Source organism: Curtobacterium sp. PhB142, from assembly GCF_004341255.1.
Taxonomy (GTDB): Bacteria; Actinomycetota; Actinomycetes; order Actinomycetales; family Microbacteriaceae; genus Curtobacterium.
Window position 1 is genome coordinate 13,234 of the sequence record NZ_SLUT01000010.1, and the last position, 25,219, is coordinate 38,452.

A 25,219-nucleotide genomic window follows, 5' to 3' on the forward strand; every position below is an offset into this window, starting at 1 on the left:
TTCCGCGTTCCCCCGACCGCCGGGAGCACAGGAGACGCCGGATCCGCACTGCGGACCCGGCGTCTCCTGTTCGTTCAGTGGCGCGGAGGCCGCACTACTTGCGCGACACCTTCGCGGTCGACTTGGACGTCGCGGTGCCGTCCTTGTAGCCCGAGGCGTGCGCGGTCACCTTGACGGAGAACTTGTGTCCCGCATCGGAGGTGCCGAGCTTGTACGTCGCAGCGGTGGCCTTCTTGACGACCTTGCCGTCGCGGAGCCACTGGTACTTGTACGTCGCCTTCGTCGTGCTCCACTTGCCGTGGTTGGCCGACAACTTCGAGCCGACCTTCGCCGTCCCACTGACCGTCACCTTGCTGCCCGCGGCGAGCGCGAGCGTGGGCGGGGTCACCGAGATGGTCGACGTGCCGGCCTGCTTGCCCGACGCGTTGCCGAGGTGCAGGAGCAGCACGGTGGCCTTCGTGACACCCGAGGCCCGGGTGACCCGGAGGACGCCGGAGTCGGCGAACAGGACGCCGGTGCTGCGGCCCTGCGCGAAGGACAGTGCCGGCTTCGACGGGTCGAACGAGGCGCTCTTCGTCTCGTCCACCACGGAGGAGCCCGTGGTCGCGGCACCCGGGGCGTACGCCGACTCGGTCAGGACCGAGTAGGTGAACTTGCCCTTCGCGCCGATCAGCGCACCCGTGGTCGTGAGCACCTTCACCGAGCTGTCGAAGGTGTTGACGTCCTGGCCGGGTGCCCCGCCGTTCAGCGGCTGGACGTCGACGACCGGGTCGACGTCCGGGTCGTCCGACGCGGCCTTGGCCAGGTCGATCGTGGTCGCGAACGTCGCGTCCACCGCGGCGGACTTGGCGTTGTAGACCAGGTAGTCGGGCTCGCCGTCACGGTTCGTGTCGATGAGCACCTCGACGTTGGTCACGGCGCCGGGGTCGGCGTCGGGGCCGGCCGTCTGGATGCCGAACGCGATCGTGTCCGAGGCCTTGTCGTAGCTCGCGCCGTAGGAGCGGATGTCCGCCGCCTGCAGCGACTGCTTCGCCGAGCCCGCCGGGAACGACTCGACCGGGTCGGTCCCGCCGAGCACGAACGGTGCGACCGCGGCGTGGTAGCCGGTCGTCAGGCCGCCCTGGTCGACGGTGCGGCCCTTGAGCGTCAGGTCAGCCGACTTGCCCGGGCCGGTGAAGGCGACGGTGGAACGACCCTGCACGGAGCTGACGGGCTTCGGTGCGAGGTACGCACCGACGCGCAGCGGCACCGCGGTCGTGTCGGTCGGCGTGAACGCCACGATGCCCGAGGCGGCGCTGACGAACTCGCGCTGATAGCCCTGCTGCACCGACTCCTGGGTGGGGTCGATGACGCGGCGGAGCTTCGTCGGGTCGGCGATCGTGAAGGTGAGCTTCACCGTTGCGGTGCGGTTCGCCGGCACGGTGACCCGCTTCGTGTTGAGCGCGAACGTCACACCGGGCTGCGACACCTGCGGCTGGTAGGCCACGTCGTAGGTGTGCGCGACGCCGTCGGTGTTCGCGATCTGCAGGGTGCGGCTCTCGGTCGTCGCGCTCGAGACCTCGACGACACCGAACGAGGCGGTGACGAGCAGGTCGTTCTCGACGCTCCGCACGGTGGTACCGGCGGTCACGGCCTGCAGGGCGTCGACGCGGCCGGTGCCCTGCCGGAGCAGGGTCGCCGAGCGCGAGCCGTCCTTGACGTCGTGCGTCGCCGTGTTCATGAGCGCCGCCTTGACCTGCGGTGCGCTCCACTCCGGGTGCGCCTGGAAGGTCAGCGCCGCGATGCCCGCGACGTCCGGTGTGGCCATCGAGGTGCCGCTCATCGACATGCGGCCGTCACCGGTGCCGTTGGCCGCCGAGATCACGTTGACCCCGGGGCCGGCGATGTCCGGCTTGACGATGTCGTTGAACGACCCGTGCACGCCCCGGCTGGTGAACGCGGCGAGCGTGTTCACGGCCTCCGGGTCGGTGGCGAGTTCGAAGCCCTTGAGCTCGTCCGCGAGGCGCACGTGCAGGGTCCCCGCCTTGGCAGCTGCCTGGAGGCTCGTGGCGGCGTCCAGCGTCAGCTCGGCTCCGGGGATGGTCGCGTTTCCGGCGATGCCCGAGTCGAAGGTGTTGATCGTGCCAGCGAGCAGGACGCCGATGCCGCCGGCGGCCTGGACGTTGTTGAAGCGCACGCCGGAGCCGCACTCGAGCGCGCCGTCCGTCCACTTCAGCCAGACGACCTTGCCCGCGATCTTCGCGGCGTCGGCGGCGCTGAACGCGGCGCAGCCGTCGATGTTGCTGGTCGGGACGACGACGTCACCCTCGACCGGCAGGGTTCCCGTGAAGTTCTGCGAGTACTGCGACCGGTAGGTCTTCGCGACGTTCGCGGGGGCCGTGGCCTGCACCCCGTCGTACAGCGACTGACCGGTGGCGCTCGCGGCGACGGTGAGCGCGCCCTCGGCGTTGCCCGGCGAGCCACCGATGTCGGTGAAGTCGTCGGCGTTGCCCGAGGCGATCACGGGCAGGACGCCGCGTGCGGTCAGCGCGTCGATCTTGGCGTTGTCGGGGTCGTCCGGTGCGCCGTAGTCGGAGCCGAGCGACAGGTTCAGGACGTTGATGTCCTTGCCCTCGGTGAGCGCCTGGCCCACCCAGTCGAGCGCGGCGCCCGTGACGTCGGTCGAACCGCCGCCGTCACCGAACACCTTGAGGGCGTAGAGGCCGGCCTCGGGCGCGGTGCCCGGACCGATCCACATGTCCTGCACCTGCTGCGTGGTGAGCTTCGTGTAGTCGCCGTCGAACTGCTGCTTGTCGGCGGTCAGGCCGTAGCCCGCGATCGAACCGGACACGTGCGTGCCGTGGTCGCCGCCCTTGCCGTCGATCGGGTTGTCGTCCGGAGCCGGCACCGGGTCGTAGGCCGGGTCGGCCGGGTCGGCGTTGTAGGTCGCACCGGCGAAGTCGTACCCGCCGAGGAACTTCGACGCGTCGTACAGGCTCGGGTCCGGGGCGCCGGAACTCGCGTTCGCCAGGGCCTGCTGGTAGGCCGCGGTGGTACCGGGGCCGCCGAAGTCCGCCTGCGTGTAGTCGAGGCCGGTGTCGAGGACGGCGACGTTGACGTCCTTGCCGGTGTGCCCGGTCTGCTGCCAGGCGTTGAGCGAGCGCGTGTAGACGTCGCTCGCGGCGTTCTTCGGCGAGACGCCGTCGGCGCCCGGCTTCACGAGGCTCGGGTCCACACCGGACGGTGCGGCGCTCGCGTCGGCGTTGACCGTCGGCTCGACGATCTTCTTCGGCGTGAGCGGGATGATGCTCTCGACGTCGGAACGCTTCGCGATGTCCTGCAGCGCGGAGACGTCGGCGACGACCGCGACACCGGGGACGGTGTACTCGGTCGAGTAGAGCTCGGTGGAGTCGGCGTCGGCGCGCTTCACGGCGGCGCGGACGGCCGCGGTGGTCGACTCGATCGCCTTGACGCGGCTCTTCGCTGCCGAGGACTGCGTCTTCGACTTGGTCAGGTCACCGCCCTTCGCGTTCGCGTCCACCTCGAGGGCACCCTGGCCGGTCGTGCGCACGAAGGCGGCGACGGTCTTGGTGGGCTTGGCGTCGCGCAGCGGTGCGGAGAGCTTCAGGTCGGCCACCGACACCCCGGCCGGAGCTGCGGAGGCCGCGCCCCCGACTGCGAGGCCGCCGCACGTCAGGGCCACGGCGGCGATGCCGGCGGTCAGGACGCGTGCGATGCGATGGGAGTTCGGGGTCAGGTTCGGGTCGTGGTTCGGTGTTGCACGGTTCAAAGAGGGCACTCCAGGCTCAGTCCGTGGTTCGCATGAGATTGCTGTGAAGTTATGCGCTTACATTCAGAAAGGGCAGTCCGCACTTTGGGGGACACCCCGTTCGAGGGCCGGTCTTCCTGTTAAGTTGCACACACGTGTGCACGTTATTACGCTGGGGTTCGTGACCACTGCTTCCCACCCCGCACGCGCACCCCGCCGCGACGCGACCGAGAACCGGGCGGCCCTCCTCGACGCAGCACGGACCTGCCTGCAGCGCGATCCGGACGCCTCCATCGAGACGATCGCCGCGGCCGCCGGACTCTCGCGCCGCGCGGTGTACGGACATTTCCCGTCACGTGACGACCTCGTGCGCGAGGTCGTGACCTCCGGCGCCGCTCGCATCGCCGCGGCCATGCCGACCACCTCGGACCTGCAGGAGCTGCCGCCGGCCGCCCGGCTCGCCGCGATCGCCGTGACCCTCTGGACCGAGGTCTCGCACGTCCGTTCGATGGCCCGGGTCGCCGTGCGCAGCCCCTTCGCCGAGCCCGTCGCCGAGGTGTTCGCACCCCTGCGCGCTCAGGTCCGTCAGGCGTGCGCCCTCGGGATCGCCGAGGGCGCCATGCGGGACGACGTCGACCCGGCCACCCTCGGGCGTCTGGTCGAGGGTGCGTGCATCGCCGTCCTCGACGAGGCGACCCGGTCGGGCACCCCGGACGAGGCCGGACGGCGCATGGTGGTGCTGTCGGCGCTCGGCATGGCCGGCATCGACTGGCGCACCGCGCTGCTGTCCGAACCCGCGGCCCCGGCCACCGGCTCCGCTGTCTCCCCCGTGAAGGACCCCGCATGACGCTCGAACTGGACCACGTCGGCATCGGCGAGGAGCCCGGCGCGGCACTGCCCGTCGTCTCCGCCGTCGCCGCACCCGGACACCCCGGGGTCGTCGCCGTCGAGACCGAGCAGGCCCCCGTGCTCGCCTCGCTCGTCGCCGGCGGCCGGATGCAGCCCGACACCGGGCGGCTGCTGCTCGACGGGCACGAGGACGCCGCCGCCGTGCGCCGCGCCTTCGCCCTCGTCGACACCCCGGGCGTCGCCGAGCCCTTCCCCGTGATGACCGTCAAGCAGATCGTGCGCGAGGAGCTCGCGTTCGCCGCCCAGCGCCCCTCGCGCGACCACGTCGACACCGTGCTCGAGGAGCTCGGCCTGCGGCACTACGCCGACACCGCGGTCCAGCGGGTGCCGACCGCCGTGCGCGTGCGACTGCTCGTCGAGCTCGCCCTGCTCCGCGACGGCGTGACCGGGCTCGTCGTCACCGCACCCGAGCGGCACGGCGGCGCCGTCGAGGAGTGGTTCGCGGTGCTCCGCGACGTCGCCCGCCGCGGCGTGACCGTCGTGCTCGTCACCTCGAAGGCCGCCGCCGCGACCGTCGAGGCCCTGCTCGACACCGTCGACACGACCGAAACCGTCCAGACGCACGACGGCGCCGCGGCGCAGGACGCGCCCCAGACCGAGGGTCCCGACGACGCGGCCCTGTCCGACGGAACCGAGCCGGGCCTCCCGTCCGGCCCTTCCGTCACCGCAGAATCCGCAACCGTCCCGACGGAGGCAACCCCGTGACCACCACCTCGCTCGTCCGCGCCGAACTGGCGCGACTCACCGCGACCCCGCTCGCACGACTGGCGTTCATCGCCCTGATGATCGTGCCGCTGCTGTACGGCGGCGCGTACCTGTGGGCGAACCGCGACCCGTACGCCAAGCTCGACCAGATCCCCGCGGCGATCGTGAACCTCGACGCCGGCGCCACCCTCGACGGCGACCAGGTCGACTACGGCACCGACGTCACGAAGGAGGCGATCGACGGCGCCGACTTCAAGTGGACGAAGACCAGCGCCGCCGACGCGCGCTCCGGCGTGCGGAACGGCACCTACGACTTCGTCGTCACGATCCCGCACGACTTCTCCGAGCACCTGGTGTCCGCGCAGTCCGACGACCCGACGCAGGCGAAGCTCGTCATGACGACGGCCGACACGAACTCGTACCTGGCCTCGACCATCGCGGAGCAGGCGGGCAAGACCATGCGCACGGCCGTCGCCGAGCGCGTCGGCAAGCAGGCGGCGAAGACCCTGCTCGTCGGGCTCGCCGACGTCCGCGACAGCCTCGGCGACGCCGTCGACGGTGCCGACCAGCTCGCCTCCGGCACCGCGAAGGCGGACTCGGGGGCTCGCAAGCTAGCGGACGGCACCGGCAAGCTGTCGTCCGGTGCGGCGGAGCTCGCGTCCGGCACGGCGTCGTTGCCGTCCCAGACCCAGCAGCTGGACAGCGGGGCGCAGCAGGTGGCGTCGGGCGCTTCCACGCTCGCCTCGGGCCTGGCGAGTGCGCAGCAGCAGACGGCGGCGCTGCCGTCGCAGACGCAGCAGTTGAACGACGGCGCGCAGCAGCTGCAGACCGGACTGCACCAGCTCCGCGACCAGACGTCGACCCTGCCTGCAGACTCGGCGACGCTCGCGTCCGGTGCATCGAAGGTCGCCAGCGGCAACGCCGAGCTCGCCGACAAGGCCGCACCGTTCATCGCGGGCGTCCAGCAGCTCTCTGCGCAGTCGCCGGAACTCGTCGCGTCGCTGAAGCCCGTCGTGCAGGCGTCGACGGTGCTCACCGCGGAGCAGAAGACCCAGCTGCTCGCCGGGCTCGACGACCTGCAGACCGGCAGTGCCGATCTCAGCACCGGTGCCGGAGCGCTGTCCGGCAACCTGCAGAAGCTCGAGACCGGCAGCGCGCAGGTGTCCGCCGGAGCGTCGCAGCTCGCCGAGGAGGCTCCGTCGCTGACGAGTGGCATCCAGCAACTCTCCGACGGCTCCGACACGCTCGTCGCCGGCACGTCGAAGCTGGCCGCAGCGGCGCCGACGTTGACCTCGGGCATCTCGTCGGCGGCGGACGGTGCATCGACGCTCGCAACGGGTGCCGCGAAGGTCGCAGACGGTACGTCTGCGCTCGCGTCCGCCGCACCCACGCTGTCATCAGGCGCTTCGTCGCTCGCGACTGGCGCAGCGTCCGCCGACAAGGGTGCTTCGTCGCTCGTCTCCGGCTTGGACAAGCTGAAGACCGGGTCGTCGAAGCTCGCTGCGTCGCTCGACGAGGGCCGCACGAAGATCCCCGCCTCGAACGCCTCCGAGCGCGAGTCGCAGGCATCGGTCATCTCCGACCCGGTGAAGGTCGGGGACGACAACGTCGCCGCGGCGTCGAACTACGGCGCCGGCCTCGCGCCGTTCTTCATCTCGCTCGCAGCCTGGATCGGCATGTACGCGCTGTTCCTCATCCTCAAGCCGATCTCGAAGCGGGCGATCACCGCGGTGCGGAAGCCCCTCGCGGTGGTGTTCGGTGGCTGGCTGACCCCGGCGCTGCTCGGCCTGGTGCAGATGGTCGCGCTGTTCTTCATCGTGCGGTTCGCCCTCGACCTCAACGTGGTGCACGTCGGCGGTACGATCGGGATCATGGTGCTCGCCTCGGCGACGTTCGCGGCGGTGATCATGGCGCTCAACGTGCTGCTCGGGTCGGTGGGACAGTTCCTCGGCCTGGTGCTCATGCTCGTGCAGCTCGTCACCGCCGGCGGGACGTTCCCGTGGCAGACGCTGCCCGGACCGTTGGCAGCGCTGCACTTCGCGCTGCCGATGACGTACTCGGTCGACGCGATCCGGCAGACGATGTACGGCGGGAACCTCGGCGCCGCGTGGTCCGACGCGGGCGTGCTGCTCTGCTGGCTGCTCGGGGCGCTGCTCGTGTCCTTCGTGGTCACGGCACGGCAGACCCGCTCCCGCACGCTGCGCGACCTGCGCCCGAGCCTGATCGGGTAGCGGGGGCGCGGGGCGGGCGCCGGGCGTTCGCATGGTGAGCAGAAATGGTCGGGTGGCGTCAGGCCACCCGACCATTTCTGCTCACGAAGTGCTGCGCCCGAGGGGCAACGACACCATCTCGCCGCCGAGGAATCGCAGATCCTCCGGTGGCAGCTCCGCCCGAGCGTCGGGGTCGAGCGCGCGGGACGCGTCGTCGCGCGGGATGAAGCCGATGCGTTCCCCGGCGCTCAGGTCGGCGGGCGAGCCGGTGTTCCGCGACAGCGCCCACACGACGTGGTGCCCCGGTTCGCGCAGGTCGACGGTCGCGAGCACCAGGCGCGCCAGGTCGTCGGGCGAGCTCCACATCAGGAGCGCTCGCGACGACGACGGCTGCTCCCCGAAGGCCCCGATGCGCGCCGAGACGATCGACATGTCGTACCGGTCGGCGAACAGGCTGCCGAGCAGTTCCATCGCCGCCTTCGTCACGCCGTAGTAGGTGTCCGGCCGCGGCAGTCGGTCGCCCGGCACGCTGCCCGGCTCGTCGAGCGGCTCGGGGACCCGGCCGACCGCGTGGATCGAGCTCGCGAGCAGCACCCGGAGCACACCGTTCGCCGCCGCACGCTCGAGCACGTTCTTCGTGCCGGTCAGGTTCGCCTCGAGCAGGTCGTCCCACGCGGCCTCGGTCGGGATACCTGCCAGGTGCACCACGGTGTCGACCCCGGCGAGCGCGTCGTCCAGCGCAGCGGAGTCGTTCACCGAGCCGGAGACGAACCGCTCCCCGGCGACGACCGGGTCGCCGGGCGTCCGTTCGTCGAACAGGACGAGGTCGTGTCCGGCCGCCAGGAGCCTGGGCCGGAGAGCCGCCCCGATGCGTCCTGCGGCCCCGGTGATGAGCAGCGTCGCCATGCCGCGGACGCTACCCGCGGCGCACGAGCAGTTCCCTCAGGTGGTCGACGGCGCCGGACACGTGCACGCCCAGGTCCGACTTCGTCCACCGCACGACCGCCCAGCCGAGCTGTTCGAGATCGCGGTAGCGCCGCAGATCACGACCCCACTGCTCGGCGTCGGTCCGGTGCTGGTCCCCCTCGTACTCGATCACGATGCGCTGCTGCGGGTACGCCATGTCCACGCGCCCCACGAAGCGCCCGGCCTGGTCGAGCACGTCGACCTGCAGCTCCGGCTCGGGCAATCCGGCACGCACGATCGTCAGTCGCGCCAGGGTCTCCCGCGGCGAGCCCGCCCCGACCCGCACGAGCTCGAGCGCCACCCGCAGCTTCCGGACGCCTGCGCGCGCCCCGGCCCGGTCGAGCGCTCCGCGCAGGTCGTCGATCGTCGTGGCACACCGCCGGATCGTGACGATCGCATCGCCCAGTGCAACGAGCTGGTCGATGCTCAGGAGCGCACCGCAGTCGACCCACAGCGCCGCCGGGGTGCTCACGGGCATCCCCCAGCGCTCGGCGACGGCAGCCCGGTCGGCGGTGATGCGGTGTCCGACGACCCCGGTCCGGCGCGGTTGGGCGGCAGGGATGGGACTCGTGATGTGCACCGGCCCTGTGGCACCGACGGGCACCGGCAGCTCCCACAACACAGCTGCCGAGAGGTGGCTGACGAACTGTCCGGGCAGCAGGACCGGCCGGAACGCCCGGATCCGTTCGACGCCGTCGGGTGGGCGTCCCCGCGCCCAGCGGATCGATCGGGTCGGCCGGAACAGGTCTCGCCGTCGGAGTCGTTGGCGGCTGACACCCGCACGGTCGGCGGCCCTGACGTCGAACGACCGGTACCGGAGCCGGGGTGGAAGTGGGCGTGCTCGCATGCCGTCCACACTCGCGCCCCCGCGCAAGGTCCACACGCGCGAACGCACCTTCCGTGCACAACGTGCCCCGGGCCTCCCGTGTGGAGGAGTGACCACGCGCACATCGTGAGCAGAAATGGTCGAGTCAGCACCACGGACCCGACCATTTCTGCTCACGAAGCGCACCGACCACCGCCCCCGCGCACCGACCCCCGCGACCCACCCCCCACCCCGCGCATGTCACGTCAACCGCTACGATCGACGGACGAACCAACGGAGGTCGAAGCGCATCATGGGAGACGGCAAACCCGCGACCATCTACGACGTCGCCGCGCGCGCCGGGGTCTCGAAGTCCCTCGTCTCCCTGGTGCTGCAGCGCTCCCCCCGGGTGAGTGACCAGCGCCGGGCCGCCGTGCTCACGGCGATCCAGGAGCTCGACTACCGGCCCTCCACCGCCGCGGTGTCCCTCGCCGGCACCCGCAGCCGCACCGTCGGCGTGGTCCTCGACGACTTCCGGAACCAGTGGTTCGTCGACCTGCTCACCGGGCTGCGCGAGGCCCTGCAGGACCAGGGTCACCGTCTCGTCGTCGCGGACCGGTTCCTGAACACGGGGCTCGACGCCTCGCCGGTCGAGGGCTTCCTGTCCATGCGCGTCGAGGGCATCGTCATCGCCGGCGAACCCGACACCGACCTGGCGATCCCGGCCTCGATGCCCGTCGTCATCGCCGGCGGGCGCGTGTCGATCCCCCGCGCGGACACCGTGGCGAACGACGACCGGGCCGGCGGCGGGATGGCGGCGGAGCACCTGCTCGCGCTGGGCCACACGCGGCTCGGCTTCGTGGGGGCGAGCTCGGCGGCGTCGAAGGAACGCCGAGCCGGGTTCGAGGGCGCGGCAGCCGGGGCGCCAGCGGCGGGCGGCCGCGCGACGGTCGCCGTCGTGGTCCTGCCCGGCGAACCCACCGAAGAGGCCGGATCCCGCGCCCTCGGCGCCCTGCTCGACGAGCACCCCGACGTCACCGCGGTGTTCGCCGCCAACGACGTGATGGCCCTCGGAGCACTGTCCGAACTCGCCGAACGCGGACTCCGGGTCCCCGAGGACGTCTCCGTCATCGGCTACGACGACACCCCCGTCGCCGCCACGCGCTACGTCGGCCTGACGAGCATCGACGACCGCAGCGTCGAGATCGGCCGCGGCGCCGGCGAGCGCCTGCTCGCCCGCATCGCCGACCCGGGGCTGGCCGCCACCGAGTCCCTGGTCGAGCCCCGCCTGGTCGCTCGCCGCACGACCGCCCCGCGCTGACGCGGCTGACGGGAGGCCCGTCCCGCGTCCGCCCCGCCCGTTTCGTGAGCAGGAATGGTCGGGTCCAGTGCCCGTACCCGACCATTTCTGCTCACGAAGTCGCGTCGGCAGGCGCCGCGTGCTGCACGATCCACGAGTGCATGACGATCGCGGCCGCCGCCGAGGCGTTGATGCTCCGCGTCGACCCGAACTGCGTGATCTCCAGGTGCCCGGACGCCCCGGCCACCGCTTCGTCGGTGAGCCCGGGGCCCTCCTGGCCGAACAGGAACACGCACCGCTCCGGGATCGCCGCGGTCTCGATGCGATCGGCGCCGGGGGTGTTGTCGATCGCGATCACCGGACGCTGCTCCTCGGCCATCGCGGCCAGGAACGCCTGCACGTCGGGGTGGTACCGGACGTGCTGGTACCGGTCGGTCACCATCGCGCCGCGCTTGTTCCAGCGCCGCCGCCCGATGATGTGCACGGTGCCGGCCAGGAACGCGTTGGCGCTCCGCACGATCGACCCGATGTTCAGGTCGTGCTGCCAGTTCTCGATCGCCACGTCGAACGCGTGCCGGCGGGTGTCGAGCTCGGCGACGATGGCGTCCATCGACCAGTACCGGAAGTGGTCGAGCACGTTCCGCGAGTCCCCCGCCGCCAGCAGCTCCGGGTCGAGCCGTGGGTCGTCCGGCCAGGGCTCCGGGTGCGGGCCGACGCCGTTCGTCGTCAGTTCGTGCGTCGGGGCGGGCTCGTCGGTCACGCCTCCAGGGTAGAGCCGCGGAGAACCGGGCCGGTCGGCGCGAGTTCCACGACCGTGGTCCAGCCGAACGCCCGCCGCGTCACTGTGTCACTGCGTACCCGGGCGGAGGAAGTCCTCCGGCACGGCACCGGCGTTCGTCGCCGCGAAGATGCGCTTCCGATCACTCGGACGGGTCGGGTCGAACACGACGACGACGGTCGCTCCGAGCACCGGGCCGGTTCCGTCGCCGAACCCCTCGGTCCGGTCGACCCAGCGCTGTTGTCCCTGGAGGTCCGTGAATGTGAAGGTCCAGCGCAGCAGCGTGAAGGAGGCGTCGTGGGCGGTCGAGCCGCTGACCGCGGTGACGATCCCGTCGACCCGGCGCCCCGCACGCAGCAGCTGTTCGAGCCGACCGCGTCGGCCGCCCTGCCCGCGGCGTGCAACCGTCCCGCCGATCAGGGCGACCAGCGCCAGCGCGGTGACCAGTGCGGGGATCCACCACGCAGCGGCGTACCAGATCCAGCCGCCGATGCCCCAGACTTCGTCGCGGCCGAACGCCGGGTCGACGGTGGTCCCGACGCGGTCGACGGGCGCCCACTGCGTCGCGGTCGTCCACCAGAGCCCGGCTGCGGCGCCGACGAGCCAGATGCTCACCGGTCCCACCCCGACGAACTCCGACGCCCGGCCTGCGAAGCGGTGGTTCCACTTCGAGTACATGCCCAGCGTGACGATCGACCCCGTGACCGCGACGGGCATCGCCCACCACGGGTACTCCGGGTCCGGCGTGTCCGAGAACACGCTGTTGACGGTCATGTCCCGGATGGTGCCGAGGACGGACCCGAGCGCGTACCCGGCGACGACGCCGACGGCGAGCAGGAGCGCCGCCCACACGATCGTCAGGACGAGTGCACGGGCGCTGCCCTGCTGCGCGGCGGCCTTCGCACGGAGGGCGGCGGCCGGATCGGTGGTGCTCATGATCGACGTGCGTGGTCGGTCAGTACGAGTACGTCGGATCGGGGGCGTTCGCCGCGAGGACCGCGATCGTCACGAACAGCCCGATGTACAGCAGCGTGACCACCCCACCGACGATGACCGCGGCGAGCGCGAGGCCGCGGCCCCCCTCGGATCGTTTGCGCGCCTGCGACATCGCGACGAGACCGAGGATGAACCCGATCAGCGGTGCGACGAACGCCGCGACGAGCGAGATGATCGCGAGGGTGTTCGTGCGGTGCGGGACGGAACCGTAGGGCTGCGGAACGGAAGACTGTGGGGATTGGTACTGAGTGGACATCGTGAAAGACGGTATCTCACATCTTTTTTTGTTGGGAAGCGTACCGAAATTCAGCGGACGCGCGATTCGATCCCGGCGACGAGGACGTCGAGCCCGAGCGCGAAGCGTGCGTCGTACGAGTGCTCCCCCAGGAGCTCTCCGACGAGCGCATGCCGCTCGGGACGCCCGGCCTCGGCATCACCCCGCCCGATCTCCACCGAGGTGTGCCCGACCACGAAGTCGTACACGACGAAGAACGCGTACATCGCCTCGGCATCGGGCAGCCCGGCAGAACGGAGCGCCCCGACGACCTTCGCCACGACAGCGTCGGACTCGGTGGACACCAGGGCCCCGCGCCGGCTGTGCGACTCGAGCACCAGGGGGTGGGTGCGCATCAGGTCGCGGAACGTCGTGGCGAAGGTGCGCACCACGGCGTGCCACTCGTCCGGCCAGACGAAGGTGGCGGTGAACTCGTCGACGGTGCGACGGACGAGTTCACCGTGCAGGTCGTCGAGGCCGCCGATGGTCCGGTGCACAGTCATCGGTGCGACGCCGAGCCGCACCCCGAGGGCACGGAACGACAGGCGGTCGAGGCCGTCCTCGTTCGCGATCGCCGTCGCGGCGTCGATCACCTGCTCGCGGCTCAGCACGTTGGGCCGGCCCCGACGTCGTCGCGGTGTCGCCTCGACCAGATCGGGAGCCGCTTCCAGGTCCGGCACCGCAGCGGGGCGGGGCGTGGCGGTCGGGGATCCGGGTTCGACGAGCACGGCGGGTTCTCCTTGATTCGGTACGTGTCCCGAAAAGCCTAGGGCAAAGCCGAGTGGCGTTCGGTGACTCGACCATCTCGGGTCCGCGGGCGACGCGCAAGAGCCGATCCGCGCCTCCCGGCCCCTTCGAAGGAACCCGGCCGACGGGCCGGCCCGTCGGCCGTGCGCAGTAGGGTGAGGCCATGGCGACCCGCGACGACGTCGAGTGCTGGCTGACCGACATGGACGGCGTGCTCGTCCACGAGAACCAGGCCCTCCCCGGTGCCCCCGAGCTCATCCAGCAGTGGCTCGACGAGGGCACCGAGTTCCTCGTCCTGACGAACAACTCGATCTTCACGCCGCGTGACCTCAGCGCCCGGCTCCGGAGCTCGGGCCTGCACGTCCCCGAGGAGCGCATCTGGACGAGCGCCCTCGCCACCGCCGACTTCTGCAAGTCCCAGATGCCCGGCGGCTCCGCGTTCGTCATCGGCGAAGCCGGCATGACCACCGCCCTGCACGAAGCCGGGTTCATCATGACCGAGACCGCCCCCGACTACGTCGTCGTCGGCGAGACCCGCAACTACTCGTTCGAGGCGATCACCAAGGCCGTCCGCCTGATCCGCGACGGCGCCCGCTTCATCGTCACCAACCCCGACGCCACCGGCCCGTCGGCCGAGGGCGTCCTGCCCGCCACGGGCGCGATCGCCGCGATGATCGAGAAGGCCACCGGCAAGCAGCCGTACGTGGTCGGCAAGCCGAACCCGATGATGTTCCGCTCGGCGATGAACCGCATCGGCGCGCACTCCGAGAACACCGGCATGATCGGCGACCGGATGGACACCGACGTGCAGGCCGGCATCGAGGCGGGGCTGCACACCGTCCTCGTGATGACGGGCATCAGCGACCAGGCCGAGATCGACCGCTACCCGTTCCGTCCGAGCGAGGTCATCTCCGGCGTGCACGAGCTCGTCCGCACCGCCCCCTTCGAGGTCGAGCTGTAGCGATGCGCTGGGACCCGTCACGGTACGCCGCGTTCGCGGACGACCGCGGGCGCCCCTTCCACGACCTGGTCGCGCAGGTCGCGTGGCCAGCGGACGATGGACGGGAGGCCCCGCGTCGCGTCGTCGACCTGGGCTGCGGTCCCGGGTCCCTCACCGCCACGCTGGCAGCGCGGTGGCGTTCGTCGCCGGTGGTCGGGATCGACAGCTCGGCGGAGATGCTCGCGTCGGCTGCGGCCGACCCCGCTCTGGCGGGCCTGCCGAACCTGTCGTTCGAGCTCGGTGCGATCGAGGACTGGACGCCCGGGCCGACCGACGACGTGGTCGTGACGAACGCGGCGCTCCAGTGGGTACCGTCGCACGTGGCGCTGCTGCCGCGGTGGCTCGACGCGATGCCGTCCGGATCGTGGTTCGCGATGCAGGTGCCGGGCAACTTCGGGTCCCCGTCGCATGCCTTGATGCGGTCGATCGGGGCCTCCGGTCCCTGGGCGTCAGCGCTCGACGGTGTCCTGCGCGAGGACCCGGTGCTCGACCCCGCCGGCTACCTCGGCATCATGCTCGACGCCGGGTTCGCGGCCCGCGCGTGGGAGACGACCTACGCGCAGCTGCTGCCGGGCGAGGACCCGGTGCTCGACTGGGTGCGCGGCACCGGGCTGCGACCGGCACTGGCGGCCCTCGACGCCGCCGACCCCTCCGGTGCGCTGACGGCGGAGTACGTCGAGCGGTACCGGGCGGCGCTGCGCGAGGCGTACCCGGCGAGCGCACACGGCACCGTGTACCCGTTCCGCCGCGTCTTCGCCGTCGGCCGCAAGCCCTGAGTGCTCGCCCCGCCCGGCGCGAGCTGGGCCGGGCTCTGCAGCCGGCGACTACCGGGCCGGGGTCGGCGCTGCCAGGTCGCCACGGGCCTCCAGGGCGAACGCCGCCATCGGCGGCACGGAACGCCACCGCTTCGCCAGGCGACGCGGCCGGTCGTCGCGCCACGCGACCATGCCGCCGGCGACGATCCCGAAGCCGAGGACGGCGAACGAGAACAGCCCGATCAGGCCGAGCACCACGACGCGACCCGTGTCCGATGGGTCAGCGGTCGCGGAGTACCCGATCGACCCGAAGTCCCAGAACGCGTGCAGCAGCACCGGGACGAGCAGCGAACCAGTCACCCGTCGTGCGACGTACAGCGTGGAACCGAACGACGCCGCGAACACGACCTGGATCATCGTCGGTCCGATCCCGGCACCGGCGAGCGCGTTGAGCAGGTGCAGCAGCCCGAACAGCACGCACGACAGCGCCCACACCCCGAACTCGGGCACCCGGCGACGCAACCCAACCAGGAGCATGCCCCGGGCCATCAGCTCCTCGAACACCCCGACGAACAGCACCCCGACGGTGAGCAGCAGGAAGTAGTGCGCGGGCAGCGCCGTCCAGTCGATCAGGGGCAGCCGCACGAGGCACACCACGAGCACCAGCGCCGGGGCGAGCGCGGACCAGCGCAGCGGCGTCCGGGTGCGGTCGACGGTCGCGATCCGCCACCACCCGAGCCCGGTGACGACCCCGGCGAGCGCGACGGCGGCGATGCCCTCGGGGATCACCAGGGCGCGGACGACGCTGTCGACCGTCTGGCCGAGCGTCGGGTAGTCGTCGCTCGGCCGTGACCGCCACGCGCTGATCGCCGCGAAGACCACGAGGGGCGCGAGGCCGATGAGCAGCGAGGGCGGGACCGGCCAGCGGCGACGACGGGGTTGGTGCACGTCCCGGTTGTACCAGTGCAGCCGTACGATTGGCGGTATGCGCCTGCCCTCGTTGTCGACCATGGCCGAGGACTACGTCAAGCTCATCTGGAAGGCCGGGGAGCGCGGCGGCGCCGGACTGGCCACGCGGGACATCGCGGCGACGCTGAAGGTGTCGGCCTCGACGGTGTCGGGCAACCTCAAGAAGCTCGACCGCGACGGCCTCATCGAGCACACCCCGTACTACGGCGTCGTGCTCACCCCGCTCGGGCAGCAGGTCGCGGTCGCGATGGTCCGGCGGCACCGGCTGATCGAGTCGTTCCTGGTGTCCCGCCTCGGCTACACGTGGGACGAGGTCCACACCGAGGCCGAGGCGCTCGAGCACGCGGTGTCGGAGCGGTTCCTCGACCGGGTCGACGCCGACCTGGGGCACCCGACCCACGACCCGCACGGCGACCCGATCCCTGCCGCGGACGGCACCGTCCCCGCCACGCTCGGCACCCTGCTCGGTGCGATCGAGCCCGGCGCGTGCGGCACCGTCGACCGGGTGTCCGACGACGACCCCTCGCTGCTGCGGTACTTCGACGAGCTCGGGGTCGGTCTCGGCACCCACCTGCGGGTCGAGCGGGTGCGGGACTACGCCGGCGTCATCGCGGTCTCCCGACGTGGGGCCGACGGCGCCGAGGCGCTCGTCGACCTGCCCGCCGCCGCCGCGACCGCGATCTGGCTCGCTCCCGACGCCGACTGAGCGGGCTGCGCGCGCGGGTCGGTCGGGCGGTCGGGCGGTCACGACACCCCGCTCACGTCCGCCGAGCGGTCACCATCTGTCGCCCGGCAGCCCCGCAACCGACGGTTCACGACCACTCGGCAGCCCGGCCACGGGGCGTCGCGACCGCACCGCGGCCCGCGAACGCGCGTGGTGTCGGACGGGAGGCCCGGTGCGCGGCCGCCACGCGCCTCCCGTCCGTCGCCCCCATTGGTCACGACACCCCGCTCACGTCCGCCGAGCGGTCACCATCTGTCGCCAGGCAGCCCCGCAACCGACGGTTCACGACCACTCGGCAGCCCGGCCACGGGGTTTGGTGACCGCGCGACGCGCCCGTCCCACCACCGCGACGCCGACGGTTCTCGACCACTCGACCCGCCCAGCCGGGCGCGCCCGACGGCCCTAGCCCTTGGCGGACCGGGTGCGGCCGAGCGCCACCTCGCGCCGAGCCCGCTCGAGGGCGAGCGCGGACGCAGCGTCCGGGTCGCGCAACAGCCGCTCCGTGTCGGCGACGTGGTCCCGCACGGCGTCGGAGCCCCGGCCGGCAGCCGCCGCGAGCACCGGCGCCACCGTCTCCTCGCCGAGCCCGACCAGTGCCCGCGACAGGCTGAGCCGCCGTTCGCGCGGACCGACCCCGAGCTGCACCGCCAACGTCCGGGCGAGGTCGCCGCGCTCGTCGTCGGGCACGAGTGCGACGGCGGTCCGCCAGGCCGCGCGGAGCACTTCGTCGTCGTGGTCCGCGAGCAGCGGTCGCACCGACAGCCACGCCGACGGATCGCCGACCTTCGACAGGGTGTGCAACGCCTGGCTACGGGCCTGCGGCTCGGAACGGGTGAGCGACGGGACCACCCGCGCGACGACGTCGGCCGACAGGTGCCGGGTCAGCGCCCAGGTGAGCATGTCGCGGACGAAGAAGTCCGGCTCGACGGCGCACTGCTCGACGAGCACGTCGAGGTCGGCCGCGTCCGGGGTGGTCCCGGCGGCCATCACTGCCTGCAGCCGCACCGAGGAACGGGGGTCGGCGAGGGCATCGGTGAGTGCGGTCATGGGTCCATGCAACCCGCTGCCACCGGGGCCGTGTCAAGCCTCGGGGCATAGCGTCGGCCGAGGAGCGGTTCGCATCGAGGACCGCTCGCCCGACCACGAAAGGACCCCGTATGCCCCGCATCGGTACCAGCGACCTCCACGTGTTCCCCCTCGCCCTCGGCGGCAACGTCTTCGGGTGGACGGCGGACGAGTCGACCTCCCACCGGGTCCTCGACGCCTACACCGCGGCGGGCGGCGACTTCATCGACACCGCCGACGTGTACTCCGCGTGGGCCCCCGGCAACGAGGGCGGCGAGTCCGAGCGGGTCATCGGTTCGTGGCTCGCGGCCTCGGGCAAGCGTGACGACGTCGTCATCGCCACGAAGGGCTCGCAGCACCCGCAGTTCCAGGGCCTCGGCGCGGACACCGTCGCCGCTGCCGCCCGTGCCAGCCTGCAGCGCCTCGGCACCGACCGGATCGACCTGTACTACGCGCACTTCGACGACCAGTCGACCCCGCTCGAGGAGACCGTCCGCGCCTTCGACCAGCTCGTCACGGACGGCATCGTCCGCTACACCGCGATCTCGAACTACTCGAAGGACCGCGCCGAGGAGTGGATCCGCATCGCGACGGAGAACGGCCTCGCGCAGCCGGTCGCGATCCAGCCGCACTACAACCTCGTCACCCGCGAGCCGTACGAGTCCGACATCGCACCGCTCGCCCACGCGCACGGCCTCGGCGTCGTGCCGTACTTCGCACTCGCCGCCGGGTTCCTGACCGGCAAGTACCGCTCGAAGGAGGACTTCGCCGGCAAGGACCGCGAGGGCCAGGTCTCGGGCTACTTCAACGACGAGGGACTCGCCGTGGTCGACGCCCTGTCCACCATCGCCGAGGCCCGCGACACCGAGCTCGCGACCGTCGCCCTGGCGTGGCTGCAGGCGCAGCCGGACGTCGTCGCGCCGATCGCCAGCGCCCGCAACACCGAGCAGCTGCCGGCGCTGTTGGCCTCGGCTGAGCTCGAGCTCAGCGCCGACGAGCTGCAGACCCTGTCCGACGTGTCGGCAAAGGTCCCCGCGGCCGCCTGACACGCGCCCGCCTCGACCCCGAACGACATCCTCGACGTCGCACGACGTCGGGGATGTCGTTCGTTGCACACGCGGGCATGACCGGCGCGCAACGGACGACGAGATCGATGTCGTACGACGTCGACGGTGTCGTTCCACGTCGACCGCCGCAGCAGCAGCCCTACGCCCCCGGCGCCAACGACGCCGTGAGCTCCTGCCCCGACGACCGCGTCACGAAGCACGAGATGAACCGGTCGCCCTGGTCCCACGTCGCCTGGTCCGGCGCGTACGACCACTGCACCTGCACGTCCCCGACGGCCGCAGCCGCCGACGCGTTGAGCGCCGCGTCCGACTGGCACTGGTCGGCCGCCTGCGTCGCGAGGGCCTCGGCCCCCGGGTACGCGTCCCCGTCGACGGCGATCCGTGCGGTGAGCTGCCCGATGTGCGGCGTTGCGCAGTCGACGACCGTGAAGCTCTGCGCCCAGGCGTTGGTGAACGGCGACAGGCACTCCCCGCCGGCCAGGTCGGTCCAGGCGTGCTCGCCCGGCAGCGCGGGCGTGGTGGCGAACTGGAGCGTCGCAGCCGGAGCAGCGGCCTCGTCCGAGGGAGCGGCAGACGCCGCAGCCGAAGGAGTCGCCGGAGCCGATGACGCTGCCGCGGGGGACTTCGTCGGCGCGATCTCCTGGTCGGAGATGTTGTTGCCGAGGATCCACTTCGACAGCAGGAACACCAGGACGATGAGCACGACGATCAGGGCGATCGAGCCGTAGACGAGCAGCTGCTTGCCGCGCTTGCCCTCGCTCCGCAGGCGCGCCGCACCCTGGTTGATGAAGTTGTCGCGCTCGACCGGCGGGCTGGATGACACGGGCGCAGGCGACGACGCCCTGGCACCGGCACCGGCACCGGCAGCGGCAGCGGCAGCAGCCGACGGCACCGCTGCCGCCGGCATCATCCGCGTCCCGGTGTCCTCCGGGTCGTAGCCCGTGCCGCCGAGCTGCCCGACGGCCTCGGTGCCGAACAGGTCCTTGATCGCACTCGTGTCGCTGGTCTCGCGGCCGTCCCACTCGGACTGGTCCAGCTCGTCCGGCGCAGCGGCCGGCAACGCCGTGGGCTGCGCCCCCGTGTCGTCCCGGCGCAGGCCGAGGACGGCGTCCAGGTCCTGGCCCACCGCGGGCGGCAGGTGCGCCGGGTAGGCGGGCGACGCAGCGGGCTCGACGAGGGGCGGCGCAGCGGTCGGCGGCACGGTCGCGTCGGGTTCGGACCACCAGGGCGTCCCGGCGACCGGCAGTGCGGTGGTCGCGGCGTCCGGGAGGCCCGTGGCCGCGTCCGCCCCGTCACCCTCGGCAGCGGAGCGGGTCGCGTCCGGGGCCTCGGTCGGCTCCGCGGGAGCCACCGGCCCGGCACCGGGAACCGCCGGCGGCACGGCAGCAGCCGCAGCAGCAGTCGGCACGGCCGGGGGCACCGGGAACGTCCGAAGCGCCTGCGGCACCCCGTCGACCGGGGTGTCGACCTCGCCGGAGACGACCTCGTCCTCGGCGTCGGTCTCGTCCGCCAACGACCACGAGCCGCCGCCACCGAACGCCGTCGTGTCGAAGGAGTCGCCGGTCAGGGTCGTCGGGACCTCGCCGGTCTCGTCGTCGCGGATGGCCCAGTCGAACGGCCGGTCCGGTCCGGCGCCCTGCGTGGGCACGGGCCCCTCACCGGTGATCCGGAGCAGGTCGGTGAAGCTCGGCGGCTCCTCGGTCGGCGGCAGCACGTTCTCGACGCCGAGCGGCTGGTGCGCGACGGGTCCGGTGGGCGGGACGGGCGTGCCGGAGCCGGTCGCACGGCCGAGCCAGTCGACGTCGGCACGGCCCTCGCCGAACGGGTCGGTGCGGCGACGTTCGTCCTCGATGGCCTTCGACGCCGCGGCGCGCTCGTCGCGGTGGGTCTGCGCGGTGGGCAGCACGATCGACGAGGGGTGCGGGGCCGTGGGGTTCGGCGGCACGACGGCGGCCGGCGGGATGCGGTCGTGCAGGGTGGAGCGCTCGTGCTCGGCGGCGGCGTCCGGGCTCTCGGACGGCGCCGACAGCTGCTCGGGCATCGAGATGGCCTGCGTCGCGCCGTCGTCCAGCGCCGGAGCAGCAGTCGCGGTGGGTGCCTCGGGCGTCGGCGCCTCGGGGGCCGAGGCCTCAGGGGTCGCAGCCTCGAACGGCTCCGGCAACGGTGCGCCCGTCTCGCGTGCGGTGCGCTCGGCCTCGCGGCGCTCCCGTCGCGAGGGCCAGTCCTCCTCGCCCCGCGGGGCGCCGAAGATGTCCGCGGCGCTGCGGAGACCGTGGAACGGAGCGTCCGGGTCGGACGCGCGCCGGGCCTCCTGGCCGTCCACCCCGTCGGCACCGTCGGCCGCCGCTGCGGGGCCGGCCGTGTCCTCGGGGTCGCGCGCGTCGTCCGGACGCTCCCCGCTCACGCGGTCAGCCCCAGATCAGCCAACCCGATGGCCGCGAAGTAGGGGTACCCGGCTGCCTCGATGGTCTCCTTGGCGCCGGTGTCGCGGTCGACGACGACCGCGACGGCGGCGATGATCGCGCCCTCACGCTCGAGCGCTTCGGCCGCCTTGAGCGGCGAGCCGCCCGTGGTGGAGGTGTCCTCGAGCACGACGACGCGCTTGCCCTTCAGGTCCGGGCCCTCGACCTGCTTGCCGCGGCCGTGGTCCTTGGGCTCCTTGCGGACGACGAAGGCGTCGTAGGTCAGCCCCTGTGCGGCGGCCTGGTGCAGCACGGCGCTGGCGATGGGGTCTGCACCCATGGTGAGTCCGCCGACGGCCGAGACGTCCGGCACCTGCTGCACGAGCTCGGTCATGACCTGGCCGATCAGCGGCGCGACCCGGTGGTCCAGGCTGACCTTCCGCAGGTCGATGTAGTACGTCGCCTTCTTCCCGCTGGTCAGGGTGAAGTCGCCGTGGAACACCGCTTCGGAGGAGATGTACTGGATCAACTGTTCGCGCGCGTCGGTCACAGCGCACAAGGGTAGCCGGTCGGACTCGCAGCGCGCTCCCCCGTCCTGTGGGGTCGTCCCGAGCAGCCCTCGGTACGCTCCGGGACATGCCCCGAGCACCGCGTCGCTCCGCCGTGGCGCCGGCTCCGTCCGGCGGCCGTCGGTCCGGCGGTGTGGCCGGGGCGATCGGACGGGAGGCCCTGGGCGCCCTGGTCGCGCTGGCCCTGGCCGTCATCGCCCTCCGCCACGTCGTCGCCACGGATCGGGTCGCCTTGCTCTGGTACGACGGCGACTCGGTGCTGCTGCCCCTGGTGCACCGGTCGATGCAGCTCGGGCAGCCGTTCGAGTGGGCGATGTCCCCGGCGCTGTTCTTCTTCCCCGAGTTGCCGGTCTACCTGCTCTGCGCCCTCGTCACGGGTACCCCGCAGCAGGCCCTGGCGCTGAACGGGGTGCTCGTCCTGCTGGCCGTGTACGCGCTGGTGCGGGCTGCCGCGAACGAGCTCATGCCGTCGGCCGGACGAGCGGCCCGCATCACGGTGTCGGCGGCGAGCGTGGCGTTCGTGACCCTGCTCGTGCTGACGGAGTCGTCGGGCACCGCGACGTCGCTCGAGCTGGCGTCCCTGCTGCTGACGACGACGTACTACTACGGCGTGGTGCTGGCGATGCTCGGCACCGCGGTGCTCGTGCTCCGCGCCGTGCGGGTCGGACGGGCGTCCGTCGTCGTGCTCGTGGTGCTCGGGCTGGTGGCCTTGTGCACGACGGCGTCGAACCCGCTGTACGTGCCGTGGTCCGCCGCACCCGTGGTGGTCACGCTCCTGCTGCTGGCGGCGGTGCGCCGGGTGCCGTGGCGTCCCGCGCTGCTGCTGTCCGGCACCGTGACGGTCGGGTCGCTGCTCGGGTACCTGGTGCGGATCCCGCTGCAGCCCTTCGTGTCGCTCGACCCGTCCACCTACGTCCGGCCGTCGCGCGCGGTGGAGACCCTGCAGTTCTTCGCGGCGCTGACCGACGTGCGAGCCGGCACGGCGGCGGGCGACGCCGGGCTGTTCCTGATGTTCGTCGGGGTGCTCGTCACCGTCGGCGGCACGGTGTGGGCCTGGCGGGTCCGGACCGCGCGCACCGTGCTCGTCGCGACCGCGTTGCCCCTGGTGACCGTGGTCGCGGCGTCGATCGGGGTCGTCCTCGTCGGGTCGGAGACCCCGCGGTACCTCGAGCCCGTCGTGACCGCCCCGCTGCTGGCGCTCGTCGCGGTGGCCGAGCTCACCCGCACCGCGGTCCGCCGCACCCGCGTGCACCGGCCGTTCCGCGGAGTCCGCGCCACCGTCGCGATCGCCGCCGTCGCCGTCCTCGCCGCGGGGGTCGCCACCGCACCGAGCACCGCGCACGCCGTCGCCACGGCCCGGTACACGCCGTCGTCCTGCCTGGACCGCTGGGCGGACGGACGATCGGTCACCGGGGTCGGCCAGTTCTGGACGGTGCGGCCCCTCGCCACGTACTCCGCGACGAACGTGCAGCTGCTGCAGGTCCGCGACACCTTCGACACGTACCCGTGGCTCGTCGACCTCGGGGCCTACCGGGACGCCGACCCGACGTTCGTGGTGGTCGGGTCCCACGACCTGTGGACCACCGCGGTCGAGGACTCCCTCGGCGCCCCGGCGACGATCACGCACTGCACGGGGTTCGACGTCTACGACTACGCGGGGACCTCCGGCGCGGACGTCCTCCGGCGCGACGTGGTCGGCAGTGCGGACGAGATCCGTCAGGAGCGCGGGTTCTAGGAGTTGTCCACAGCGGCGCGTCGGCGTCCGATCTTCTCTGTACGGATGTATAGGCTCGTGGTCGATGTCTCGCCCCACCAGCCACCGCACCCCTCGTGCCTCCGTGCGCCTCCGCCTCGCCGTCACCGGACTGGCACTCGCGGGCCTCGTCGGCACGGTCGTCGTCGATGCACCCACTGCCCAGGCGGTGACCTACCCCACGTGGGACGAGGTCAAGAACGCCCGTGGCAAGGAATCCGCGAAGCAGGGGCAGATCACCGAGATCAAGGGCATCATCAGCGACCTCGACGCCAAGGTCGAGGCTGCACAGGCGAAGGCGAAGGAACTCGGCGACGTCTTCTTCGACGCGCAGTCCGACGCGCAGGACGCCGCCGAGAAGGAGCAGAAGCTCCGCGCCGACGCCGACGAACACGCGAAGGTCGCCGACCAGAGCGCCGCGCAGGCCGGCCAGTTCGCCGCGCAGATGGCCCGCTCGGGCGGTGCCGACGTCACGACCTCGGTGCTCACCAAGGGCGAGGACGCCCGCGACCTGCTCTACGACCTCGGCGCGCTGAGCAAGCTGTCCGAACAGGCCGAGCGTGTCCAGGCCGCCGCCAGCGTCGACGCCGGGGTCGCCCGCTCGCTCGAAGCCCAGGCAGACCGCGCTTCCGAAGAACTCGACAGCCTCGCCGCGAAGGCCGAGGCCCGCATGCAAGAGGCGCAGGCCGCCTCCGACGCCGTGCAGACCGCGTACGACGAACAGCAGTCGAACAAGGCCCGTCTCGACGCCCAGCTCGCGACCCTGGTCTCCGGCCGTGTCCGGACCGAGGCCGAGTTCGCCAAGGGTGAGCGCGTCCGCAAGGCGGCCGAGGCGAAGGCCGCGCGCGAGGCCGAAGCCCGTGCTGCCCGAGAACTGGCCGCGGCGGCGGCAGCAGCGAACGCCGGCGGCGGATCGTCCGGCGGCGGTGGCGGCTCCGGCAGCAGCGGCTCGGGCAGTGGCGGCTCCGCCGGCTCGGGTGGCGGTCAGGGCTGGGTCCGTCCGGCCAGCGGCTACGTCATCAGCCCGTACGGCTACCGCGTGCACCCGATCTACGGCACCGTCATCAAGCACGACGGCACCGACCTGGCCAGCGGCTGCTCGACGCCCATCGTCGCCGCGTCGGCCGGCACCGTCGACTACGTCGGCTGGTACGGCGGCTACGGCAACTACGTCCGCATCAACCACGGCAACGGCGTGCAGACGGCCTACGGTCACATCGTCAACGGCGGCTTCCGGGTCGGTATCGGCCAGCAGGTCTCCGCGGGGCAGCTCATCGCGCTCGTCGGGTCGACCGGCCAGTCGACCGGGTGCCACAGCCACATCGAGGTGCACATCAACGGCGCCACGACCGACCCGGTGCCGTTCATGTCCGCGCGGGGCGTCGCCTTCTAGCTCACTCGATCGCACACTGACCGCCGTCCGCTTCACGCGGGCGGCGGTTCGTCGTTCCCCACAGTCGCGTCTCCGTAATTTCAC

Annotated in this window: 21 protein-coding genes; 10 read left to right on the plus strand and 11 right to left on the minus strand. The window is 72.3% G+C overall.

The window, feature by feature from the left end; translation table 11 throughout:
* Nucleotides 1–94: 94 nt before the first annotated feature.
* Complete coding sequence (locus EDF31_RS17215) at nucleotides 95–3,769, minus strand: S8 family serine peptidase (RefSeq protein WP_165901477.1); 3,675 nt, start codon at nucleotides 3,767–3,769, stop codon at nucleotides 95–97.
* A gap of 160 nt (nucleotides 3,770–3,929) precedes the next feature.
* On the opposite strand from EDF31_RS17215, the gene EDF31_RS17220 reads away from it, so the two are divergent.
* The 3 genes from EDF31_RS17220 to EDF31_RS17230 are packed head-to-tail and all read left to right on the plus strand — an operon-like array spanning nucleotide 3,930 to nucleotide 7,593.
* The gene (locus tag EDF31_RS17220; RefSeq protein WP_111086194.1) at nucleotides 3,930–4,595 is read left to right on the plus strand and encodes a TetR/AcrR family transcriptional regulator; all 666 of its coding nucleotides are present in this window, start codon (nucleotides 3,930–3,932) and stop codon (nucleotides 4,593–4,595) included.
* The gene (locus EDF31_RS17225) at nucleotides 4,592–5,362 is read left to right on the plus strand and encodes a hypothetical protein (RefSeq protein WP_131847042.1); all 771 of its coding nucleotides are present in this window, start codon (nucleotides 4,592–4,594) and stop codon (nucleotides 5,360–5,362) included. Before EDF31_RS17220 ends, EDF31_RS17225 begins: the two co-directional genes overlap by 4 nt.
* Entirely contained in the window at nucleotides 5,359–7,593 is a 2,235-nt protein-coding gene (locus tag EDF31_RS17230; protein WP_131847043.1) for a YhgE/Pip domain-containing protein, read from the plus strand. The genes EDF31_RS17225 and EDF31_RS17230 overlap by 4 nt, the downstream gene beginning before the upstream one ends.
* Nucleotides 7,594–7,674: 81 nt before the next feature.
* Here EDF31_RS17230 and EDF31_RS17235 read toward each other — a convergent pair whose 3' ends face one another.
* Complete coding sequence (locus EDF31_RS17235) at nucleotides 7,675–8,478, minus strand: NAD(P)-dependent oxidoreductase (RefSeq protein ID WP_207896283.1); 804 nt, start codon at nucleotides 8,476–8,478, stop codon at nucleotides 7,675–7,677.
* Nucleotides 8,479–8,488: 10 nt separating this feature from the next.
* Complete coding sequence (locus tag EDF31_RS17240) at nucleotides 8,489–9,142, minus strand: DUF559 domain-containing protein (RefSeq protein WP_131847044.1); 654 nt, start codon at nucleotides 9,140–9,142, stop codon at nucleotides 8,489–8,491.
* A gap of 514 nt (nucleotides 9,143–9,656) precedes the next feature.
* Here EDF31_RS17240 and EDF31_RS17245 point away from each other — a divergent pair.
* Nucleotides 9,657–10,664: a LacI family DNA-binding transcriptional regulator gene (locus EDF31_RS17245; RefSeq protein ID WP_131847045.1), complete on the plus strand. Its 1,008-nt coding sequence runs from the start codon at nucleotides 9,657–9,659 to the stop codon at nucleotides 10,662–10,664.
* A gap of 91 nt (nucleotides 10,665–10,755) precedes the next feature.
* Here the strand turns inward: EDF31_RS17245 and EDF31_RS17250 are convergent, their stop codons facing one another.
* From EDF31_RS17250 to EDF31_RS17265, 4 genes are all read right to left on the minus strand, one after another.
* Nucleotides 10,756–11,403 (minus strand): TrmH family RNA methyltransferase, encoded by a 648-nt coding sequence (locus EDF31_RS17250; protein WP_123672028.1) that lies wholly within the window; start codon nucleotides 11,401–11,403, stop codon nucleotides 10,756–10,758.
* An 87-nt stretch (nucleotides 11,404–11,490) separates the two neighbouring features.
* Complete coding sequence (locus EDF31_RS17255; protein WP_123293583.1) at nucleotides 11,491–12,357, minus strand: hypothetical protein; 867 nt, start codon at nucleotides 12,355–12,357, stop codon at nucleotides 11,491–11,493.
* 19 nt (nucleotides 12,358–12,376) lie between these two features.
* On the minus strand, nucleotides 12,377–12,673 hold the full coding sequence (locus EDF31_RS17260; RefSeq protein WP_131847046.1) for a DUF4190 domain-containing protein: 297 nt from the start codon (nucleotides 12,671–12,673) through the stop codon (nucleotides 12,377–12,379).
* A gap of 50 nt (nucleotides 12,674–12,723) precedes the next feature.
* Nucleotides 12,724–13,419 carry a TetR/AcrR family transcriptional regulator C-terminal domain-containing protein gene (locus EDF31_RS17265; protein ID WP_123937458.1) on the minus strand — a complete coding sequence of 232 codons (696 nt, stop codon included), beginning with the start codon at nucleotides 13,417–13,419 and terminating at the stop codon, nucleotides 12,724–12,726.
* Nucleotides 13,420–13,601: 182 nt separating this feature from the next.
* Between EDF31_RS17265 and EDF31_RS17270 the strand changes: the two genes are divergently transcribed.
* Together EDF31_RS17270 and EDF31_RS17275 are read left to right on the plus strand one after the other, a co-directional pair.
* Nucleotides 13,602–14,399: an HAD-IIA family hydrolase gene (locus EDF31_RS17270; RefSeq protein WP_111086157.1), complete on the plus strand. Its 798-nt coding sequence runs from the start codon at nucleotides 13,602–13,604 to the stop codon at nucleotides 14,397–14,399.
* 2 nt (nucleotides 14,400–14,401) lie between these two features.
* The gene (locus tag EDF31_RS17275) at nucleotides 14,402–15,214 is read left to right on the plus strand and encodes a methyltransferase domain-containing protein (protein ID WP_131847047.1); all 813 of its coding nucleotides are present in this window, start codon (nucleotides 14,402–14,404) and stop codon (nucleotides 15,212–15,214) included.
* Between the two features lie 48 nt (nucleotides 15,215–15,262).
* Here EDF31_RS17275 and EDF31_RS17280 read toward each other — a convergent pair whose 3' ends face one another.
* Nucleotides 15,263–16,141 carry a CPBP family intramembrane glutamic endopeptidase gene (locus tag EDF31_RS17280; protein WP_131847048.1) on the minus strand — a complete coding sequence of 293 codons (879 nt, stop codon included), beginning with the start codon at nucleotides 16,139–16,141 and terminating at the stop codon, nucleotides 15,263–15,265.
* A gap of 37 nt (nucleotides 16,142–16,178) precedes the next feature.
* Here EDF31_RS17280 and EDF31_RS17285 point away from each other — a divergent pair, with 37 nt between their 5' ends.
* Entirely contained in the window at nucleotides 16,179–16,868 is a 690-nt protein-coding gene (locus EDF31_RS17285; RefSeq protein WP_123293578.1) for a metal-dependent transcriptional regulator, read from the plus strand.
* A 420-nt stretch (nucleotides 16,869–17,288) separates the two neighbouring features.
* Here the strand turns inward: EDF31_RS17285 and EDF31_RS17290 are convergent, their stop codons facing one another.
* Complete coding sequence (locus tag EDF31_RS17290; protein WP_131847049.1) at nucleotides 17,289–17,933, minus strand: HEAT repeat domain-containing protein; 645 nt, start codon at nucleotides 17,931–17,933, stop codon at nucleotides 17,289–17,291.
* Between the two features lie 110 nt (nucleotides 17,934–18,043).
* On the opposite strand from EDF31_RS17290, the gene EDF31_RS17295 reads away from it, so the two are divergent.
* Nucleotides 18,044–18,997: an aldo/keto reductase gene (locus EDF31_RS17295; RefSeq protein WP_131847050.1), complete on the plus strand. Its 954-nt coding sequence runs from the start codon at nucleotides 18,044–18,046 to the stop codon at nucleotides 18,995–18,997.
* 160 nt (nucleotides 18,998–19,157) lie between these two features.
* Here the strand turns inward: EDF31_RS17295 and EDF31_RS17300 are convergent, their stop codons facing one another.
* Together EDF31_RS17300 and pyrE are read right to left on the minus strand one after the other, a co-directional pair.
* A complete protein-coding gene (locus tag EDF31_RS17300) occupies nucleotides 19,158–21,422 on the minus strand; it encodes a septum formation family protein (RefSeq protein WP_131847051.1) in 2,265 nt (754 codons plus the stop codon).
* A complete protein-coding gene (gene pyrE / locus EDF31_RS17305) occupies nucleotides 21,419–21,970 on the minus strand; it encodes an orotate phosphoribosyltransferase (RefSeq protein WP_071404348.1) in 552 nt (183 codons plus the stop codon). Before pyrE ends, EDF31_RS17300 begins: the two co-directional genes overlap by 4 nt.
* 86 nt (nucleotides 21,971–22,056) lie before the next feature.
* Between pyrE and EDF31_RS17310 the strand changes: the two genes are divergently transcribed.
* Both EDF31_RS17310 and EDF31_RS17315 read left to right on the plus strand, forming a co-directional pair.
* Complete coding sequence (locus tag EDF31_RS17310) at nucleotides 22,057–23,724, plus strand: hypothetical protein (RefSeq protein WP_131847052.1); 1,668 nt, start codon at nucleotides 22,057–22,059, stop codon at nucleotides 23,722–23,724.
* A gap of 64 nt (nucleotides 23,725–23,788) precedes the next feature.
* Entirely contained in the window at nucleotides 23,789–25,135 is a 1,347-nt protein-coding gene (locus EDF31_RS17315; RefSeq protein WP_131847053.1) for a M23 family metallopeptidase, read from the plus strand.
* Nucleotides 25,136–25,219 lie beyond the last annotated feature (84 nt).

Excerpts from the sequence above, each read along its gene's own strand:
- EDF31_RS17310 (WP_131847052.1), top strand. The coding sequence starts at position 22,057 with ATGCCCCGAGCACCGCGTCGCTCCGCCGTGGCGCCGGCTCCGTCCGGC.
- EDF31_RS17255 (WP_123293583.1), bottom strand. The coding sequence starts at position 12,357 with ATGAGCACCACCGATCCGGCCGCCGCCCTCCGTGCGAAGGCCGCCGCG.
- EDF31_RS17275 (WP_131847047.1), top strand. The coding sequence starts at position 14,402 with ATGCGCTGGGACCCGTCACGGTACGCCGCGTTCGCGGACGACCGCGGG.
- EDF31_RS17235 (WP_207896283.1), bottom strand. The coding sequence starts at position 8,478 with ATGGCGACGCTGCTCATCACCGGGGCCGCAGGACGCATCGGGGCGGCT.
- EDF31_RS17285 (WP_123293578.1), top strand. The coding sequence starts at position 16,179 with ATGCGCCTGCCCTCGTTGTCGACCATGGCCGAGGACTACGTCAAGCTC.
- EDF31_RS17270 (WP_111086157.1), top strand. The coding sequence starts at position 13,602 with ATGGCGACCCGCGACGACGTCGAGTGCTGGCTGACCGACATGGACGGC.
- EDF31_RS17260 (WP_131847046.1), bottom strand. The coding sequence starts at position 12,673 with ATGTCCACTCAGTACCAATCCCCACAGTCTTCCGTTCCGCAGCCCTAC.
- EDF31_RS17315 (WP_131847053.1), top strand. The coding sequence starts at position 23,789 with ATGTCTCGCCCCACCAGCCACCGCACCCCTCGTGCCTCCGTGCGCCTC.
- EDF31_RS17290 (WP_131847049.1), bottom strand. The coding sequence starts at position 17,933 with ATGACCGCACTCACCGATGCCCTCGCCGACCCCCGTTCCTCGGTGCGG.
- EDF31_RS17225 (WP_131847042.1), top strand. The coding sequence starts at position 4,592 with ATGACGCTCGAACTGGACCACGTCGGCATCGGCGAGGAGCCCGGCGCG.
- EDF31_RS17245 (WP_131847045.1), top strand. The coding sequence starts at position 9,657 with ATGGGAGACGGCAAACCCGCGACCATCTACGACGTCGCCGCGCGCGCC.
- EDF31_RS17295 (WP_131847050.1), top strand. The coding sequence starts at position 18,044 with ATGCCCCGCATCGGTACCAGCGACCTCCACGTGTTCCCCCTCGCCCTC.